General features: G+C 73.5%; 17 protein-coding genes. 8 read left to right on the forward strand and 9 right to left on the reverse strand.

Annotation, left to right across the window (positions count from 1 at the left end; all coding sequences use genetic code 11):
- The first annotated feature begins 115 nt into the window (after window positions 1-115).
- Window positions 116-1300: a fatty acid desaturase family protein gene (locus PH189_RS18605; RefSeq protein WP_274190310.1), complete on the forward strand. Its 1185-nt coding sequence runs from the start codon at window positions 116-118 to the stop codon at window positions 1298-1300.
- 71 nt (window positions 1301-1371) lie between these two features.
- Here the strand turns inward: PH189_RS18605 and PH189_RS18610 are convergent, their stop codons facing one another.
- A complete protein-coding gene (locus PH189_RS18610) occupies window positions 1372-2226 on the reverse strand; it encodes an SDR family oxidoreductase (protein ID WP_274190311.1) in 855 nt (284 codons plus the stop codon).
- 50 nt (window positions 2227-2276) lie between these two features.
- Window positions 2277-2789: a hypothetical protein gene (locus PH189_RS18615; protein WP_274190312.1), complete on the reverse strand. Its 513-nt coding sequence runs from the start codon at window positions 2787-2789 to the stop codon at window positions 2277-2279.
- Window positions 2790-3005: 216 nt separating this feature from the next.
- On the opposite strand from PH189_RS18615, the gene PH189_RS18620 reads away from it, so the two are divergent.
- From PH189_RS18620 to PH189_RS18640, 5 genes are all read left to right on the forward strand, one after another.
- Entirely contained in the window at window positions 3006-4952 is a 1947-nt protein-coding gene (locus PH189_RS18620) for a molybdopterin oxidoreductase family protein (RefSeq protein WP_274190313.1), read from the forward strand.
- Between the two features lie 3 nt (window positions 4953-4955).
- Window positions 4956-6872 (forward strand): NAD(P)H-dependent oxidoreductase subunit E, encoded by a 1917-nt coding sequence (locus PH189_RS18625; protein WP_274190314.1) that lies wholly within the window; start codon window positions 4956-4958, stop codon window positions 6870-6872.
- Window positions 6872-8050: a 2Fe-2S iron-sulfur cluster-binding protein gene (locus PH189_RS18630; RefSeq protein WP_274190315.1), complete on the forward strand. Its 1179-nt coding sequence runs from the start codon at window positions 6872-6874 to the stop codon at window positions 8048-8050. Before PH189_RS18625 ends, PH189_RS18630 begins: the two co-directional genes overlap by 1 nt.
- 157 nt (window positions 8051-8207) lie before the next feature.
- Window positions 8208-8435 (forward strand): hypothetical protein, encoded by a 228-nt coding sequence (locus PH189_RS18635; RefSeq protein ID WP_274190316.1) that lies wholly within the window; start codon window positions 8208-8210, stop codon window positions 8433-8435.
- Between the two features lie 58 nt (window positions 8436-8493).
- Window positions 8494-8940 (forward strand): hypothetical protein, encoded by a 447-nt coding sequence (locus PH189_RS18640; RefSeq protein WP_274190317.1) that lies wholly within the window; start codon window positions 8494-8496, stop codon window positions 8938-8940.
- A gap of 70 nt (window positions 8941-9010) precedes the next feature.
- Here the strand turns inward: PH189_RS18640 and PH189_RS18645 are convergent, their stop codons facing one another.
- On the reverse strand, window positions 9011-9979 hold the full coding sequence (locus tag PH189_RS18645; RefSeq protein ID WP_274190318.1) for a ferritin-like domain-containing protein: 969 nt from the start codon (window positions 9977-9979) through the stop codon (window positions 9011-9013).
- Between the two features lie 269 nt (window positions 9980-10248).
- On the opposite strand from PH189_RS18645, the gene PH189_RS18650 reads away from it, so the two are divergent.
- The gene (locus PH189_RS18650; protein WP_274190319.1) at window positions 10249-10851 is read left to right on the forward strand and encodes a DUF4383 domain-containing protein; all 603 of its coding nucleotides are present in this window, start codon (window positions 10249-10251) and stop codon (window positions 10849-10851) included.
- A gap of 6 nt (window positions 10852-10857) precedes the next feature.
- Here the strand turns inward: PH189_RS18650 and PH189_RS18655 are convergent, their stop codons facing one another.
- Together PH189_RS18655 and PH189_RS18660 are read right to left on the reverse strand one after the other, a co-directional pair.
- The gene (locus PH189_RS18655) at window positions 10858-11787 is read right to left on the reverse strand and encodes a DUF389 domain-containing protein (protein WP_274190320.1); all 930 of its coding nucleotides are present in this window, start codon (window positions 11785-11787) and stop codon (window positions 10858-10860) included.
- Window positions 11788-11800: 13 nt separating this feature from the next.
- A complete protein-coding gene (locus PH189_RS18660) occupies window positions 11801-12577 on the reverse strand; it encodes a HemK2/MTQ2 family protein methyltransferase (protein WP_274190321.1) in 777 nt (258 codons plus the stop codon).
- A gap of 209 nt (window positions 12578-12786) precedes the next feature.
- On the opposite strand from PH189_RS18660, the gene PH189_RS18665 reads away from it, so the two are divergent.
- Window positions 12787-13797, forward strand: a complete 1011-nt coding sequence (locus PH189_RS18665) for an iron-containing redox enzyme family protein (protein ID WP_274190322.1) — start codon at window positions 12787-12789, stop codon at window positions 13795-13797.
- Here the strand turns inward: PH189_RS18665 and PH189_RS18670 are convergent.
- The 4 genes from PH189_RS18670 to galT all read right to left on the reverse strand — a co-directional run bounded on the left by PH189_RS18670 (window position 13731) and on the right by galT (window position 16943).
- Window positions 13731-13994 (reverse strand): CDGSH iron-sulfur domain-containing protein, encoded by a 264-nt coding sequence (locus PH189_RS18670; RefSeq protein WP_274190323.1) that lies wholly within the window; start codon window positions 13992-13994, stop codon window positions 13731-13733. The two genes, PH189_RS18665 and PH189_RS18670, sit on opposite strands and share 67 nt — an antisense overlap.
- Window positions 13995-14003: 9 nt before the next feature.
- The gene (locus PH189_RS18675) at window positions 14004-14738 is read right to left on the reverse strand and encodes an alpha/beta fold hydrolase (protein WP_274190324.1); all 735 of its coding nucleotides are present in this window, start codon (window positions 14736-14738) and stop codon (window positions 14004-14006) included.
- Window positions 14739-14805: 67 nt separating this feature from the next.
- Window positions 14806-15960: a galactokinase gene (gene galK, locus PH189_RS18680; RefSeq protein WP_274190325.1), complete on the reverse strand. Its 1155-nt coding sequence runs from the start codon at window positions 15958-15960 to the stop codon at window positions 14806-14808.
- Window positions 15957-16943, reverse strand: a complete 987-nt coding sequence (galT, locus tag PH189_RS18685) for a galactose-1-phosphate uridylyltransferase (protein WP_274190326.1) — start codon at window positions 16941-16943, stop codon at window positions 15957-15959. The genes galK and galT overlap by 4 nt, the downstream gene beginning before the upstream one ends.
- Window positions 16944-17304 lie beyond the last annotated feature (361 nt).

Below are 17304 nucleotides of genomic sequence, written 5' to 3' on the forward strand. Positions count from 1 at the left end.
TGCGGCCTCGGGTGCGCGGGGACACAGCCATCGCGGACCCCATCGACCCCCCGAGTCGGTACCGTCGGTACCGCGTACTTCAAGTACTCGATTCGACGCGGAGGTCACCGCCGTCATGGCGATTTCGGACATCAAGGAGTTCACGCACCTGAGCGAGGCCGATGTCGCGGCCATCGGCCGTGAGTTCGACGCGATCCGCCGCGACGTCGAGGCGTCGCGCGGTGCGGACGACGCCGCGTACATCCGCGACGTGATCAAGTTGCAGCGCCGCCTCGAGATCGGCGGTCGTGTCGCGCTCGTCGGCAGCATCCTGCCGCCGCTGTGGCTCGCCGGCACCGCCGCCCTGGCCGCCTCCAAGATCATCGAGAACATGGAGATCGGCCACAACGTGATGCACGGCCAGTGGGACTGGATGAACGATCCGGAGATCCACTCGGCCGTCTGGGAGTGGGACAACGTGTGCCCCTCGGAGCAGTGGAAGCACTCCCACAACTACCTGCACCACACGTACACGAACGTCATCGGCAAGGACAAGGACGTCGGGTACGAGATCCTGCGGGTCTCGTCCGACCAGCCGTGGCACCCCTACTACCTGGGGCAGCCGCTCTACAACGCCCTGCTGATGTTCCTGTTCCAGTGGGGCGTCGCGCTGCACGACCTCGACATCGACGGCGCCGCGAAGCTCGACGCCGACCCCGAGGAGATGAAGGCCAAGCTCCGCCAGATCGGGCGCAAGGCCGGCAAGCAGGCGGTCAAGGACTACGTGTTCTTCCCGGCCCTGTCCGGCCCGTTCTTCCCGGCGACGATCGCGGCCAACGCGACGGCGAACCTCGTCCGCAACATCTGGTCCTACGCGATCATCTTCTGCGGACACTTCCCCGACGGCGCCGAGGTCTTCACCGAGGAGGAGCTCGAGGGCGAGACGTGGGGCGAGTGGTACCTGCGCCAGCTGCTCGGCTCGGCGAACTTCACCGGCGGGAAGCTCATGCATCTCATGAGCGGCAACCTGGGCTACCAGATCGAGCACCACCTCTTCCCCGACCTGCCGTCGAACCGCTACCCGGAGATCGCGGAGAAGGTGCGCGACATCTGTGCCCGCTGGGACCTGCCCTACACGACGGGCCCGTTCCCGAAGCAGTTCTGGCAGTCGACCCGGTCGATCTGGAAGCTCTCGCTGCCGGTGGCGGGCGAGCTCAAGCGCTTCGTCGACCGCCTGACCGGCCGCGAGAAGCCGGTCGCCCCGGCCGACGTCCCGGCCCCCCGCACCGAGGTCCGCGTCGAGGAGCCGGTCGCCGCGTGAGGTGCGCTGCGCGCTCGTGAGCAGTTCGGGGTGCCAGAGCACCCCGAACTGCTCACGTGCCGGCAGGCACCTCAGCCCGGCAGCGTCTCGCCGCCGATGGGCGCGAGCACCTCGCCGGTGTAGTACGAGGACATCCGGTCCGACGCGAAGAACACGAAGGACGGCGCGATCTCGTCGGGCGAGGCGGGACGGCCCATGGGGGCCTGGGCCCCGAAGGAGTCGACCTTCTCCTCGGGCATCGTCGCCGGGATCAGCGGGGTCCACACCGGGCCGGGCGCGACGCAGTTGACGCGGATCCCGCGCGGGAGCAGCACCTGCGCGAGCGAGTACGTCAGCGCGTGGACCGCGCCCTTCGTCGCCGAGTAGTCGATGAGCGACTTGTTGCCGCGCAGCCCGTTCACCGAGCCCGTGTTGATGATCGCGGAGCCCTCCCCCAGGTAGGGCAGCGCGTCCTTGGTGACCCAGAAGAAGCTGTGGATGTTCACGTCGAACGTGCGGGCCCACTGCTCGTCGGACAGCTCCTCGAGCGACCCGACCGGCTCCTGGGTGGCGGCGTTGTTGACGACGATGTCGAGCCCGCCGAGCTCGTCGGCGGCGCGCTCGACGGTGCGCCGGCAGTGGTCGCGGTCGGCCAGGTCCCCGGGCAGGCACACGCAGCGACGGCCCCGGGCCTCGACGAGCTTCTTCGTGTGGGCCGCGTCGTCGCCCTCGGACAGATAGGCCAGCGCGACGTCGGCGCCCTCCTCGGCGAACGCGACGGCCACGGCGCGCCCGATGCCGGAGTCGCCGCCGGTGATCAGAGCCTTCCGGCCGGCAAGCAGGTCGCGCCCGACGTAGCCGCTCATCTCGTCGTTCGGCTCGGGGTCCATCGACCCGGTGCTGCCGGGGTAGGTCTGCTCCTGGGGCGGGGGCTGCTCGTTGCTCATGCCCGACGGTCTTGACGACGACGACCGCCCGCGAAACGTGAGCGCGGGCGTCAGCGCAGAGCGGCGATCTTGTCGAGCACCGTCTTGCGGTTCTTCGTGCGGCGCTCGTAGGCGTCGACCTTGCCGAGGTCGGTGGCCGAGAGCCCCTCGAGCTTCGCCGTGACGTCGCCGACGTTCAGGTCGTCGTAGTCCTTGATCGGCAGGTCGTCCTCCACCGACACCGCGCCCTTGACCTCGCCCTCCGCGGTCTCGGCGCCGGGCACCTTGCGCGCCTGGTCCGCCGCGGTCCCGGCCACGGTGCCCAGGCCCGACCCGAGACGCTCGAGCAGCGCGGGGAAGGCCGTGGCGAGCTCGCGGGTGAACGACGCCTGGGCGCGCGCGAAGGCCTGCACCCACTCGGCCGTGCGGTTCCCGGCGGCCTCCTCGGCCTCGGCGACGTTCTCGAGCAGCTCCTTGTACGCGCGCAGCGACTCTTCGCCGCCCTGGCGCGCGCGGCTCATGATCTGCTCGTTCAGGCCGCGGACCTGCTCGACGACCTGCTCGACCTTGGGGTTGCCGGCCATGACTCCTCCTGGGGATGTGTGCCTCGCTGCACCGGAAGCTGCTCGTTTCCCGGCTCGAGGTGTCCCCCAAACAGGTCAGCGCCCTCGACATTCCGGGGGCGGACGGATCGCGGCTCCGCCGCCTGTTCCGACGGCCGGGACGCGTGGTGTGACGGGGCTCGCATCGCCACCTACAGTGGTGACGACGACGACACCGTCGGTGAAGGAGATCTCGGCATGCGCACTCGTAGGCCCCGCCACGTCCGGCTGACCGAGCCCCTGGTCCGCGAGAACGGCGAGCTGCGGCCGGCGAGCTGGGACGAGGCGCTGGAGCGCGCCGCCGCCGGCCTGCGCGGCGTGCCCGCCGACGCGTTCGGGATGTTCAGCTGCTCCAAGGCGACGAACGAGATGAACTACGCCGCACAGAAGTTCGCGCGGGTGGTGATGGGCAGCAACAACGTCGACAGTTGCAACCGCACTTGACACGCTCCCAGTGTCGTCGGTCTGACGACGGTGTTCGGTGCCGGCGGCGGCACCTCCGCCTACGTGGAGGCGGAACACGCCGACCTCATCGTCCTGTGGGGCTCCAACGCCCGCGAGACGCACCCGATCTTCTTCCACCACGTGCTGCAGGGCATCCGCCGTGGCACGCGCATGTACTCCGTGGACCCGCGCCACACCTCGACCGCGCAGTGGGCCGACGCCTGGCTCGGGCTCGACGTCGGCACGGACATCGCCCTGGCCAACGCGATCGGCCGCGAGATCATCCACGCCGGGCTGGTGAACGAGACGTTCGTCGAGCGTGCGACCACGGGATTCGAGGAGTACCGGGCGACGGTCGAGCCGTACACGCTGGAGCGCGGCGAGGAGATCACCGGCGTCCCGGCGGCGACGATCCGCGAGCTCGCGCACGCGTACGCCCGCGCCGACCGCGCCCAGATCTGCTGGACGCTCGGCATCACCGAGCACCACAACGCGGCGGACTACGTGTTCGCGCTGATCAACCTCGCGCTGCTCACCGGGCACGTGGGCCGCTACGGGTCCGGCCTGGTGCCGCTGCGCGGGCAGAACAACGTCCAGGGCGGCGGTGACATGGGCGCCATCCCGGCCAAGCTGCCGGGGGGCTACGACGTCGGTGACGAGGACGCCCGCGCCCGCTTCGCGTCGGTCTGGGGCAGCGACGACTATCCCCGCGAGCCCGGGATGCACCTCTCCCAGATGTTCGAGGCGATGGAGCGCGGCGAGCTCAAGGCCCTCTACTGCATCGGGGAGAACCCGGCGGAGTCCGAGGCCAACGCGACGCACGCCCGGCACATGCTCGAGGGCCTGGACACCCTGATCGTGCAGGACATCTTCCGCACGGCCACCGCGGAGCTCGCCGACGTCGTGTTCCCGGCGACGGCCGACTGGTGCGAGTACGAGGGCACGGTGACGAACTCCGAGCGCCGGGTGCAGCGCGTCCGCAAGGCGATCGACCCGCCGGGGCTCGCGCGCCCGGACACCCACGCCATCTGCGCGCTGGCCACGAAGCTGGGGCACGACTGGGGCGAGCCCACCGCGGAGCAGGTGTGGGACGAGCTGCGCTCGGTGTCCCTCAACTGGCACGCCGGGATGAGCTACGAGCGCCTCGACGAGCTCGGCGGCATCCAGTGGCCGTGCCCGTCGCTCGACCACCCCGGCACGCCGCTCATGCACGCGCGGCTGTGGGCCGACGACCCCGCCGAGCGCGGGACGCCGGCGCCGTTCACCGCGGTCGAGCACGTGGCGCCCGTCGACGTCCTCGACGACGAGTTCCCGATCCGCCTGACCACCGTCCGGCTGCTCGACGCCTACAACTCCGGCGTGCAGACCGGCGGCTACGCCTCACCCATGCGCCGGCCCGAGTCGTTGCGCATCGACGCGGAGGACGCCGCCCGGCTGGGCATCGAGAACGGCGAGCGGGTGCGCGTCGTGTCCCGCCGCGGCGCGGTCGAGGCACCGGTCGGCATCGACCCGTCCCTGCGTCCGGGGCTCGCGTCGTTCACACCGCACTTCAGCGAGGAGGTCGACGTCAACGTGCTGACGAACGACGCGTGGGACCCGAAGTCGGGGACCTCGGAGTTCAAGGCCACCGCCGTGCGCGTCGAGAAGATCGGCGCGAGGACGGCCGCCCACCAGAGCCCGCTGCCGGCGGCGGGGAGCTGACGGATGGACCTGCACCTCTCGCAGGCCGAGCCCACCGCCCTCGAGCGGGACGCCATCGACGGGGCGTTCGCCGGGCTCGCCCACCCGACGGTGCACGACGACCGGCCCACGCGCACGGCTCACGCCGGCCACGACGCGCGGGCTCAGCGGCACCTGTTGCTGCCGGTGCTGCACGCGGCGCAGGACGCCGCGGGGTGGATCTCCGAGGGCGCGCTGAACCACATCGCCCGCACGCTGTCGGTGCCGCCCGCGGAGATCTACGGGGTGGCCACGTTCTACGCGATGTTCTCGGTCGAGCCGCGGGCGCCGCGGGTCGTCCACGTCTGCGACGACGTCGCCTGCGGTCCGCACGGCGGCGAGGACATCGCCACGGCGCTCACCGAGGCGCTCGGCCCCGAAGGCGCCGGGCAGGACACGTGCTGGGTGCGCAGCCCCTGCCTGGGGATGTGCGAGCGCGCGCCCGCGGTGCTCCACCAGCGCGCCGGCGAGCCCGACCTCAGCCAGGCCCCGGCGGCCGCGGACGACGTGCTGGCCACGACCCGCGCCCCCGGCGCGGGGGCCGCCGACCAGGCCGACGCCGTCTTCGGCGACACCCGGGTCAGCGCTCCGCAGACGGGGCCGGGCGGCACGCTGCCCGGCGGGGGCCCGCTGCGGCTCCTGCGCCGGATCGGCGTCGTCGACCCGGCGAGCCTCGACGACTACCGCGCCCACGGCGGGTACGCGGCGCTGCGCCGCGCGATCGACATGGGTCCGACACGTGTGATCACCGAGCTCGAGGACTCGTCGCTCACCGGCCGCGGCGGCGCCGCGTTCCCCACCGGCGTGAAGTGGAAGGGCGTCGCCGGCGCCCCGGAGCGACCGCACTACCTGGTGTGCAACGCCGACGAGTCCGAGCCCGGGACGTTCAAGGACCGCGTGCTCATGGAGGGCGACCCGTTCGCGCTCATCGAGTCGATGACGATCGCCGGCTACGTCACCGGTGCGCACGTCGGCTACCTGTACATCCGCGGCGAGTATCCGCTGGCCACCCGCAGGCTCATCGCCGCGATCGACGCCGCCCGCGCCCGCGGCTACCTCGGCGAGGACGTGATGGGCGAGGGCTTCGCCTTCGACATCGAGCTGCGCCGGGGCGCCGGGGCCTACATCTGCGGTGAGGAGACCGCGCTCCTCGAGTCCATCGAGGGGTTCCGCGGCGAGCCGCGCAACAAGCCGCCGTTCCCCAGCGTGTCCGGGCTGTTCGGCAAGCCGACGGCGATCAACAACGTCGAGACGCTCTACAACGTCCTCGAGGTCCTGAGCATCGGCGGGCAGTCGTTCGCCGAGGTCGGCGGCGGGCGCTCGACCGGCTCGAAGCTGTTCTGCCTGTCCGGGGCGGTCGGCGCGCCGGGCGTCTACGAGGTCGACTTCGGCACCACGCTGCGTCAGCTGCTCGATCTCGCCGGCGGCGTCCGTGGCGACCTGCGCACGATCCTGCTCGGTGGGGCGGCGGGCGGGTTCGTCATGCCCGAGGACCTCGACGTCGTCCTCACCCTCGAGGGCGCGCGCGACATCGGCGCGACGCTCGGGTCGGGGGTCGTCCTCGTCTTCGACAGCCATGCCGACCTCACCGGCACGCTGCGACGGATCGCGGCGTTCTTCCGCGACGAGTCGTGCGGCCAGTGCGTGCCCTGCCGCGTGGGCACCGTCCGCCAGGAGGAGGCCCTGGCCCGCCTGGAGCGCGACGCGCCGATCGGCTCGCGGGAGACCGAGATGGCGCTGCTCGAGGACCTGGCCCGGGTGATGCGCGACGCCTCGATCTGCGGCCTCGGCCAGACCGCCCCCGCGGCGATCACCTCGGCGCTGCAGCTCGGGCTGCTCGACCGGCCGGGGAAGACGGAGCACGCCGATAGGGGTGCCCGCAACGGGAAGGTGCCCTCCTGATGACCACCACGGGCAAGGGGCCGGCCGGCCCCGGCGGCGGCTCGAGCGCCCCGGTCGACGAGACGATCGACGGCGCGGACGAGGCCGTCGGCGGCGCGGCGATCGGCACGGCCCTCGAGGAGGGACCGCCGCCGGGCGAGCGCACCGACGGCGACACCCGTCCGTCGTCGCCGGTCGGGCCCACGGTCATCGACCCCGCCGCGCCCACGCGCAGCGCCGAGGAACGCCTCACCAGCGGCCCCGTGATGCTCGGGACGATCAAGCGGCGGGTGACGCTGCAGCTGGACGGCCGCGAGGTCCGGGTGCCCGAGGGCGCCACGATCCTCGACGCGCTGCACGACGAGGGCACCCCGGCCCAGGCCGACACCCCGACGCTGTGCTGGGCGCCGAACATGGACCCCATCAACGCGTGCCGGGTCTGCGTGGTCGAGGTCGAGGGCTCGCGGACGCTGGTGCCGTCGTGCGCCCGCAAGTGCGAGGACGGCATGGAGGTCCGCACCGACACCGAGAAGGTCCGCCACAGCCGGCGGATGGTGCTCGAGCTGCTCACGTCGTCGGTGGACATGGACCGCGCGAGCGCGGACGTGCAGCGCTGGATCCGCGAGTACGAGGTCGACGCCTCGCGCTACGGCCCGCCCGCGCCCCCGGCCGCCGCCGGCGAGCGGGACCGACGCCACGCAGGGCACCACGACGCCCCCGACGGGGCCACCGCGGCCACCGTGCAGCAGCCCGTGAAGATCGACAACGAGCTCTACGTGCGGGACTACTCGCGCTGCATCATGTGCTACAAGTGCGTCAACGCCTGCGGCACGGACGCCCAGTTCACGTTCGCGATCGCCGCGGCCGGGCGCGGATTCGACGCCCGCATCGCCACGGAGTTCGACGTCGACCTGCCCGACTCGGCGTGCGTCTACTGCGGCAACTGCATCGGCGTGTGCCCCACCGGGGCGCTCGTCTCGGTCCGCGAGCACGAGCTGCGGGAGGCCGACGACTGGCATCCCGAGGAGGAGACCGTCACGACGACGATCTGCTCGTTCTGCGGGGTCGGCTGCAACCTCGAGCTGCACGTCCAGCAGAACGAGATCGTCAACGTGACGAGCCCGTCCGACCACTCCGTCACCCACGGCCACCTCTGCATCAAGGGCCGGTTCGGATTCCAGCACGTGCAGAACCGGTGACCCGGCGTCAAGAGGCTGGCCCGGGCGGTCCACCCACGCAGATCGAACGGCCGAACTCGACCGGCCATCGGGGCCCAACGCCGTGGCGGCGCTGTCGCCCGTGGCCGCGCTACTGATTGGCTGTGCACAACAGGCCCGCCGACGAAGGAGGCCCACCGTGGCGAAGACGTCGCAGAAGACCGATGAGGTCCTGAGCGGCCTGCAGCAACTGATCGAGGCCGGCCGCGTGGCCGAGGTCGAGCAGGTCCTCACCACGTTGATCGAGAGCGAGCCGGCGGAGGACCCGACCGTCGAGGAGCGCGAGACGCGCTCCTACGCCGAGGGCATGCGCGACGGGATCGCGCTCGCGCGTGGCCTGGCCGGCGACGCCGGCCAGGACGACTGACACCTGCGTTCCGAGCGGTCCAGCCGAGGGCCGCTCCCATGCCTGGAGGACACACACCATGACCGCTGCGGCCGCCGTCGACGACCGTCCGGCTCCGCAGGCCCCCGCACTCGCGGAGGCCCCCCAGCCGACCGGGGAGATGCCCTCCGCCGGGGACCGGCTCAAGCAGCTGGCCATCGCAGCGCTCGACAAGCTGGCCGGCGCCGCCGTCGTCAAGGTGGAGGAGCTCTCCGACAAGCTCGGGGACATGGCCGCCGACGCCGTCTCGGGCAACATGCCCACCGGGGTCGGCGCGAACGCCCTCATGAAGGGCGTCCTCGCCAAGATGGAGGGCAAGAACCCGGTCATCGCCGCGCTCAAGGGTGCCTTCGGCGCGATGAGCACCAGCACCAAGATCTGGCTGTCGCTCGCGCTGATCCTTCTCGCGGTCCTCTCCCCCGTGGCGCTGCTCGTCCTCGCGCTCGTGCTGCTCGTCGCCGCGATCGTGGGGGCGGTCAAGGGCTGACCGGCTCCGGACACACGAGCGCGGACCGGTCGCCGAGGCGACCGGTCCGCGCTGTGCTGTCAGGTCCGCTCTAGCGGATGCCGACGACCTCCTGGGCCAGAGCGGCGTGGCGCGTCTGGGCCGCGGAGACGACACCCGAACGGTTCTTGTTCGCCTCTTCGTAGACGATGACCTTGTTCAGGTCCTCGACCTGGTCGAGCTGCTTGATCTTCGAGACGGCGTCGTTCACGCCGAGCTCGTCGTACTGGCCGATCGGCAGCTCCGAGGCGTGCAGCGCCCCGAGGCGGGTGCGGGCCTCGTGCAGCACCTTGGCGGCGTCGGTGGCGCCCTCGCGGCGGCTGACCTCCTCGGCGCGGTCGAGCGCGGCGTCGCGGCCGGTGACGACGACGTCGCGGGCGTCCTCGCCGAGGCGCGCGGCGCGGCCGGCGGTGTCGGCGACGACGGTGCGGACCTGGTCACCGCGCTGCTGCAGGCGCGCGGCGAAGCGGCTGACCTGCTCCCGGGCGAAGTTCACCGGGAGGCTGACGGCGCGGGTGGCGCCGCCGGCGACCATCTGCAGCGGCGTCGGCCGCAGGGCGGGCGGGCCACCGAGCGCGTGCTCGGCGAGCACCGTGGTCAGCCACTCGATGGTGGCCTCGTGCGCCTTCTGGATGCGCTCGGCGAGCTTGCTGACGCCGTTGTCCTTGGCGGCCTCGGCCAGCGCGCGCAGATACACGGCGCGGTCCCGGAGCTGGTGCTCCAGCGTCAGGTCGCCGAGCAGCGCCTCGTCGACCGGACCGGCCTGCTCGACGGTGGCCTTGACGACCGCGCCGACGCGCCCGACGAGCGGCGACACGACGTCCGCCACCCCACCGAGGCGCTGCAGCTCGCGGGTGAGCTCCTCGGTGCGTCGCTCGGCGTTCCGCGCGTTCTCGGCCAGCTCACGACGGACGGCCTCGGTGCGGGCCTGGCTCACGCGGATGCGGGCGACCTGGACCTCGGTCTGGGTCAGCTGCACCATGGCGCGGAGCTGGGCGATCATGTCGTTCGTGGTGCTCACACTTCTCCTGAAGTCTCATCTGGTTGCGTGCGTGTGTTCGCGTGTCCCGGCGCGGAGGCCGGACATCGGCCGACCTACCGGCCGGTCCTCCCCCGGCTACCCGACCGCCCCCGCCGCCTAAGCGTCCGGCGGCCCGATCGCCCCGTGCGCTGGGACACCCCGGCGACCATCGGGTGCGGGACCGGAGGTTGTGCCGGCGCTCACCAGTGGGCATCCCGGCGGGCATGTCGGAACCGTCGAACACGCACCGCGAACCTCCGAACCCCGACGTGCAACGGACCCCGGATCAGCACGACCGGGTCGGCCGTGGCTCCGGGCCGTACGCCCCGGGCGGCCGTGACGACCAGGGCAACCCCGTCCCCTCGGTGCCCCACGAGGGGCTGCTGGGACGCATCGCGACCGCGCTCGTCGCCGGCGAGGCGGTGGTCCTGGCCGCGATCGGCGTCGCAGGCCTGGTCTCGAGCTCGGGCGCCGGCTTCACCGCCCAGGTGCCGGACACCGTGCTCGCCCTGCGGCTCAACCCCGCCCACAGCGTCCTGCTCCTGGTCACCGCGGTCCTCGCGGCGGTGAGCCTGACCTCGCGCAGCCGGCTGCGCTGGTTCGCAGGTCTGCAGGCCGTCGTCTACCTGGTGCTGTTCGCCTTCGGCGCCGCCGCCGGCCTCAACACGGGCAACGCCACGTTACTCGACCTCAACACCCCGGACATCGTCCTGCACGCGGTGCTGGCGCTGCTCGGTTTCGTCGTCCTGATGATCTCGAGCGCGCGGATCATCGAGCCGCCGCCCGGCACGCTGCCCTACCCGGACGCGGTGCCGAGCGCGCAGCAGGACGACAGCCGTCAGGAGAGCCGCCAGGATCAGGACCAGCGCTGACGGGGCTCAGGCCAGCGGTCGCCGTCCGTGGTGCTGCAGGCGGTCCTTGACCAGCACCACCGCCCCGCCGAGCACCACCACGAGGCCCATGTCCGCGCCGGCGCGCTTCAGACCACCGAGCGCGACCTCGAGGTCGCCGGCCGCGAGCCCGACACCGACGAGGCCCGCGGCCGGCACCAGCGCCAGCGCGATGAGGGCGCCGGCGAGGACGGCCTCGCGGAACGAGGTGATGATGACGAGCCCCGCGAGCGCGCCGCCCGCACCGACCAGCCAGTCGGCGGCCGTGGGGTCCATGACCATGTGGACGCCCTCGCTGCCCGCGAGCACGCCGGGCTTCGCGAGGCCCAGCGCCCGCAGCACGAGGAACGCGACGCCGCCCGCCGCGGCGAGGAGGGCGTAGCCGACCAGGACGGACACCAGGGCCCGGCGGATGCGGTAGAGGTCGGCGCGGATCAGGGCGAGGCCCAGCTTGGCGACGGGCTCGAAGGCCGGGGCGATGATCGCCGACGCGGCGAGCGCGAGGGCCTGCGGTACCGGCGGGGACAGCAGGCCCGCGACGGCGATCGCGCCGCCGAGGGCCATGAGGACGAGGTAGTTGACGCTCATGCGGCCGTGGTGGCGCAGCGTCCGCTCGAACTCCTCCCAGGGCGACTCGTCGGCGTCGTCCTCGATGGCCTCCTGCGCGCCGGTGGCCACCACACTCTCGGTGCGCACCGTGGCGACGGTGACCGGTCCGTGCTCCCGGGCGCGGTCCACGGTGGACAGCACGGAGTCGATGGAGCGGTTGAGGACGTGCAGGGACAGCACGTCCCCCGCGGGTTTGAGGGACCCGCCGCGCTGCAGGGTCAGCGCGAGGACACCGTCGTGGTCCTCGAGCTCCCCGAGCACCTCGTCGGTCGCCGCGGCCGGCACGGTCACGTCGATCTGGTGGTGCATCTGTCCACGCTCCTCAGCGCTCGGTCGCGGGCTGGGTGACGGGCCGGGTCGCGGGCGGCACGACCGCGCGCACGACGACCAGTTCCTCGGTCCTCTGCTCGGCCCCGACCAGGCCGCGCTCGTGCAGCAGGGCGTGGCGCGCGGTGAGGACGGGGCCGAACGGGTGCTCGTGGCGGATGACGACGTCGGCGTCCATGCCCTGCGCGCGGAGCCGGGCCACGGTGACGGCCGGGTCGTTGAGCGAGGAGTGCACCACGAGCAGCCGGCCGCCGGGACGCAGGATCCGCGGCGCCTCGTCGCACACCCGGTCGAGCACCGCGCGCCCGTCGCGGCCGCCATCGTAGGCCCGCGCTAGCCCGTGCTCGGGCAGGTCGTCGGTGGCGGCGGGCACGTAGGGCGGGTTGGAGACGACGACGTCGAACCTCTCCCCCGCCACCGGCGCCGTCAGGTCACCGCGGCGCACGCGCACCCGGCGTCCGTGCCGCAGAGCGTTGAGGCGGGTCGAGAGCAGCGCGCGGCGCGAGACGTCGACCGCGGTCACGTCGGTCCCCGGGACGCCCGCGGCGACCACCGACAGGGCGCCGGCGCCGGCGCCCAGCTCGAGGACCCGGCACTCCCGCGCAGACCCACATCCCTGGTCGGTCAGCTCGCGGCGCAGGACGTCGGCGAGCAGCCACGTGTCGCGCTGGACCGGGTAGACGCCGGGAACACGGAGCACCTGGTGGTGTGGCCTGATCTCGGTGGGGGCGGCGGGCGAGGTCCTGCGGGGGTCGGGGGCGACGGTCGTCATGGGCTCCTCGGCTCGGCTCGGTGGTGACGAGTCGGGTCGCGGGCGCCTCGCACGGCGCGCCGGTCGCCGACCTCGGCGTCGACCCAGGGGCAGGCGTTACCCGGCCGGAGGCCCGCACATGGGGTCTCGGACATCACGTGCGAGATCCGTCGGATGCGGCGACCCGATCGGGTACCACCTGCATCGCCGTCGAACTGAAGGAGCACTCCGTGCCCGTCCTGCCCCGTCCCCGAGGACCGGTCTCGACCGCCGTGCTCGACGTGCTCCGCGGACGTCGCCCGGCGTCCGACCTACCCCGGCGGCCCGACGCCGAGCCCCTGCGCAGCATCGAACCGCTGGGGGACGACCTCCAGCTCGCGCTGTACTGCTGCTACGAGCTGCACTACCGGTCGTTCGACGGCGTCGACGACGCGCTGGAGTGGGACCCCGATCTGCTGGGCCTGCGCGGCCACCTCGAGGACCTGTTCCTCGGTGCCGTGCGCGCGCAGCTCGAGGGTGGTGACGATGTCGAGGCGGCCGTCGACGCCCTGCTCGTGGAGCCCGTCGAGGGCAGCGGGCCGTCGTGGCACCTCGCCCGCGACGGCGAGCGCTGGCAGCTCGACGAGTACGTCGCGCAGCGCTCGCTCTACCACCTCAAGGAGGCCGACCCTCAGGCCTGGGTGATCCCGCGGCTCGACGGTGTCGAGGGACGCGCGAAGGCGTCGCTCATGACCGTCGAGCACGACGAGTACGGCGCCGGGCGGCCCGAGCGGGTCCACGCCCGGATCTACGCGGAGATGATGACGGGCCTCGGGCTCGACACGACGTACGGCGCCTACCTCGACGTCGCGCCCGCGGAGACGCTCGCGACCGTGAACATCATGTCGCTGTTCGGGCTGCACCGCCGGTGGCGCGGGGCGTCGGTGGGCCAGTTCGCGCTCATCGAGATCACGTCACCGCCGGGGTCGGCGCGGCTCGTGCGCGCGATCGAGCGGCTGGGCCTGCCGGACGGGGTGGCGGCGTTCTACGCCGAGCACGTCGAGGCCGACGCGGTGCACGAGCAGCTCGTGCGCCGGGACCTCATCGCCGGGCTCCTCGAATCCGAGCCGGAGCTGGCCGCCGACGTCGTGCTCGGCATCCAGGCGTCGACCCTCCTCGAGGACCGGCTGGCCGATCACCTCACCGCGGCCTGGTCGTCCGGGGAGTCGTCGTTCGTCTCGCGGGCGCTCTCGGCGGCCTGAGCCGGGCGGACCTTCCGCCGGTGGCTGGTGTCGCAGAACGGGTAGCGCTTGGTCCGCCGGCACGCGCACAGGGCCACGACCGGCCGCTCGCTGGTCACTGTCGTCCCGTCGGGCAGCTCCAGTTCGACCGGGCCCTCGACGAGGAAGGGCCCGCCCTCGGTCATCGTGACGCGGGTGGGTCGTGACGGAGCGGCCATGGACGGCGTCTACCCCGTCGGTGCCTCCCGGCACACGCGCCGGGTGAGCGTCACGATGTGCCCGGCCAGCTCGGCGGGGTGGGTCTGAGGCAGGTTGTGCGCCCCCTGCGTCATGGTCACGGCCTCGATCCCCGGGCGGGTCGTGGCGAGGGCGTCGAGCCAGCCGGACGGGGCCAGGTGGTCGTGGGGTCCGCCCACGAGCAGCACGGGCATCGTCGTCGCCGCGAGGGTGGCCCGCAGGTCGCGGCGACGGGCGGCGCGCAGCGCGCGGGCGAAGCCGGACAGCCGGGTCGTCGCGTAGGAGCGCAGCATGCCCGGCACGCGGCGCGGGTCCTCGCGCACCGCGGTGCGCAGCCAGCGCGCGACCAGTCGGCGCCGGGGCGACATGCGGGGGTCGGCGGTCGGACCGACGAGCACGAGGCCGGCCACCGTGTGCGGGTGACGCCGGGCGAGCTCGGCCACCACCTGGCAGCTCGCCGAGTGCCCGACCAGGACCAGCGGCCGGTCCGCGAGGCCGTGCTCGTCCAGGCGCCGCGCGAGCTCGTCGGCCGACGACTCGGGGTCGAGCGCCGCACCGGGGTCCGCGCGCAGCCCCATGGCCGGTAGGGCGACGACCGCCGTGGGGACGACGGCGCCGAGCGCGTCGACGAGTCCCCCGTACGACGCGGCCGTGAGACCGAGGCCGGGGACCGTCACCGCGAGGGCAGGGCCCGCCGGCGGCAGGAGGACGGGGAGCGGGGGCATCCCGGGTGACTACCCGGCCCCGCGCGGGGAGCCGTCGACCTGAGACCGACCCCTCACCCCGGCCCGCTCAGCGCTCCCGCCGGGCGCCGCCGGACGGGTGGACCTCGCGCACCACGGGCTCGGGGTGGCCGTCGACGGCGGCCCGGCGCGTGACGGCCCCGGCGATGTCGTCGGCGGCGGCGGCCGGGGTGAGCACCAGCGTGCTGCCGCCGAACCCGCCGCCGACCAGCCGCGCGCCGAGCGCCCCGTGCTCGAGGGCCGTCTCCACCACGGCGTCGAGCGCCGGCACCGAGACCTCGAAGTCGTCGCGCAGCGAGGCGTGCGACGCCGTCAGCTCGGGCCCGATCTCCGCGGGGCGACCGCCGCGCAGCAGATCCACGACGCGGTGCACCCGCGCCTGTTCGGTGACGACGTGACGGGCGCGCCGCAGGAGCGTCCCGTCCAGCCGGTCCAGCATCTCCGGCGTCGCGTCGCGCAGCGCCGGGACGCCGAGCGCTTCGGCGGCGGCGAGGGAGGCCGCGCGGCGGTCGGCGTATCCGCCGTCGGCGAGGTCGTGACGCACCCGCGTGTCGACCACGAGCATCACCAGCCCCGCCTCCTCCAGCCCGAGAGCGACGTCGTGCGCCTCGAGCGTGCGGCAGTCCAGCAGCAGCGCCGCTCCCTCGCGGCACAGCAGCGACGCCGCCTGGTCCATGATCCCGACGGGCGCTCCGACGACGTCGTTCTCCGCGCAGCGCCCGGCGCGGGCGAGTGACGGGCGGTCGAGCGTGGAGCCGGAGAGCTCCGCCACGGCCAGCGCCACCGCGGACTCCAGCGCCGCCGACGACGACAGCCCTGCCCCGAGCGGGACGTCGCCGTCCACCACCAGGTCCCACCCCGCGCCCGGCAGGCCCGCCTCGCGCAGCGCCCACACCGTTCCCAGTGCGTAGGCCGACCATCCCCGGGCCCGCGGCAGCGCGTCGAGCGTGGTGGTGACGACGTCGTCGGGTTGCTGCGCCGAGCGCACCGTCACCGTGTCGTCGTCGCGCGCCACCGCAGCGACCCGGCAGCGCCGGTCGATCGCGAAGGGCAGCACGTGGCCCTCGTTGTGGTCGGTGTGCTCACCGATGAGGTTCACGCGCCCCGGCGCCGAGAACACGCCGCCGGGGTCGCGGCCGAGGGCGTCGCGGAAGGTCTGTCCCACGTCCCGGTCGGCCGCCTCCCCGGTCACCTCCGCGCTCACGCCGGCGCCGTCGCGTCCGCGCACGCCGCCCGCAACCGCTCGGCGGCCACCTCGGGGGCGACGTCGGTGAGGAAGGCGCCGCCGAACGTCTCGGACCCGGCGAGGTACTTCAGCTTGCCGCCACCGCGGTGCGGCGGGCAGATCTCGACGTGGAGATGGGTGACGTCCCGGTCGGCGCCGTCGGTGGTCGCCGCGTGGATCCCCAGCAGGTACGAGGTGCGGACGTCGAAGTACCGGTCGTACCCGGCGAGCACCCGCGCGAGGACGCGGGCCAGGTCGGCGCGGGCCTCCGGGGCCAGCTCGGGCAGCGACGGGACGTGCGCCCGGCTCCAGATGTCGACCTCGTAGGGGAAGCGCGCCCAGGGCGGGACGCCGGCGACGAAGTGCTCGCCGGCGAGGACCTCGCGGACCCCGCCGGCCTCGGCCGCGACGACGTCGCAGAACACGCACCGCCCGGTGCGGTCGTGGTGGGCGCGGGCGGCGGCGATCTCGCGCGCCGGGCGGGGCGGCACATCGGGGTAGGCGTAGATCTGGCCGTGCGGGTGGTGCAGCGTCACGCCGACCGCCTCGCCCTTGTTCTCGAACGGCAGCACGTAGCGGACACCGGGGTCGGCGCCGAGGTCGGCGACCCGGCGCGCCCAGGCCTCGACGAGCAGGTGCACCCGGGCGACGCCGACGTCGGCGAGCGTCGCGTCGTGGTCGTCGGTGAACACCACGACCTCGCAATGACCGTAGGCCGGCTCGACCGGGACAAGGTCGGTGCCGGGGATCGCGGGCTCGGGTGGGCGCGGCGACAGCGACGGGAAGCGGTTGTCGAACACGGCGATCTCGAAGTGCCCGCGCGGGATCTCGGTGGGCTCGTGGGCAGCTCGCGTCGGGCAGAGCGGGCAGGCGGCCGCCGCCGGCTTGTAGATCCGGTCCTGGCGGCCGGTCGCGACGGTGACCCACTCGCCGTGGGTGGGGTCGTAGCGGCGCTCGCTCACGTCTCCTCCGCCGGTTCGTCCCTCGGCGTCACCCAGGAGAAGAACCGGATCGTCCGACCGTCGGCGAGCTCTCCGACCTCCTCCCCGATCCCCTCGTCGTCCCGCGGGACCGACGCTCGCTCCTCGTCCAACGACACCTCCCCTCGACACCGGCGCACGGCGATCTCGGTCTCGCGAATCATCACGTCCCCGTTCACGGCGGGCGAGGACTCCCCCGCGACTCATTCCCGGGTCGGCAACCACGCACCGTGCCCATATCTCCGTCGAGCCGCTAGGACACGGGCACGCGGGGTGGGTCGCCGACCCGGGGTCGGCCGCCGGGTCGGGGTTGTCGGTCGGGGTCGATCCAGCTCGGTGGGGT

The organism is Actinomycetospora chibensis (assembly GCF_028737215.1).
In the GTDB taxonomy this organism is placed as follows: Bacteria; Actinomycetota; Actinomycetes; order Mycobacteriales; family Pseudonocardiaceae; genus Actinomycetospora; species Actinomycetospora chibensis.

What these genes read in the sequence shown, in the direction of transcription:
- PH189_RS18675 (WP_274190324.1), bottom strand. Translation starts at nt 14,738, where the DNA reads ATGCCCCCGCTCCCCGTCCTCCTGCCGCCGGCGGGCCCTGCCCTCGCG.
- PH189_RS18655 (WP_274190320.1), bottom strand. Translation starts at nt 11,787, where the DNA reads ATGCACCACCAGATCGACGTGACCGTGCCGGCCGCGGCGACCGACGAG.
- PH189_RS18640 (WP_274190317.1), top strand. Translation starts at nt 8,494, where the DNA reads ATGACCGCTGCGGCCGCCGTCGACGACCGTCCGGCTCCGCAGGCCCCC.
- PH189_RS18610 (WP_274190311.1), bottom strand. Translation starts at nt 2,226, where the DNA reads ATGAGCAACGAGCAGCCCCCGCCCCAGGAGCAGACCTACCCCGGCAGC.
- PH189_RS18660 (WP_274190321.1), bottom strand. Translation starts at nt 12,577, where the DNA reads ATGACGACCGTCGCCCCCGACCCCCGCAGGACCTCGCCCGCCGCCCCC.
- PH189_RS18605 (WP_274190310.1), top strand. Translation starts at nt 116, where the DNA reads ATGGCGATTTCGGACATCAAGGAGTTCACGCACCTGAGCGAGGCCGAT.
- PH189_RS18625 (WP_274190314.1), top strand. Translation starts at nt 4,956, where the DNA reads ATGGACCTGCACCTCTCGCAGGCCGAGCCCACCGCCCTCGAGCGGGAC.
- PH189_RS18630 (WP_274190315.1), top strand. Translation starts at nt 6,872, where the DNA reads ATGACCACCACGGGCAAGGGGCCGGCCGGCCCCGGCGGCGGCTCGAGC.
- PH189_RS18670 (WP_274190323.1), bottom strand. Translation starts at nt 13,994, where the DNA reads ATGGCCGCTCCGTCACGACCCACCCGCGTCACGATGACCGAGGGCGGG.
- PH189_RS18615 (WP_274190312.1), bottom strand. Translation starts at nt 2,789, where the DNA reads ATGGCCGGCAACCCCAAGGTCGAGCAGGTCGTCGAGCAGGTCCGCGGC.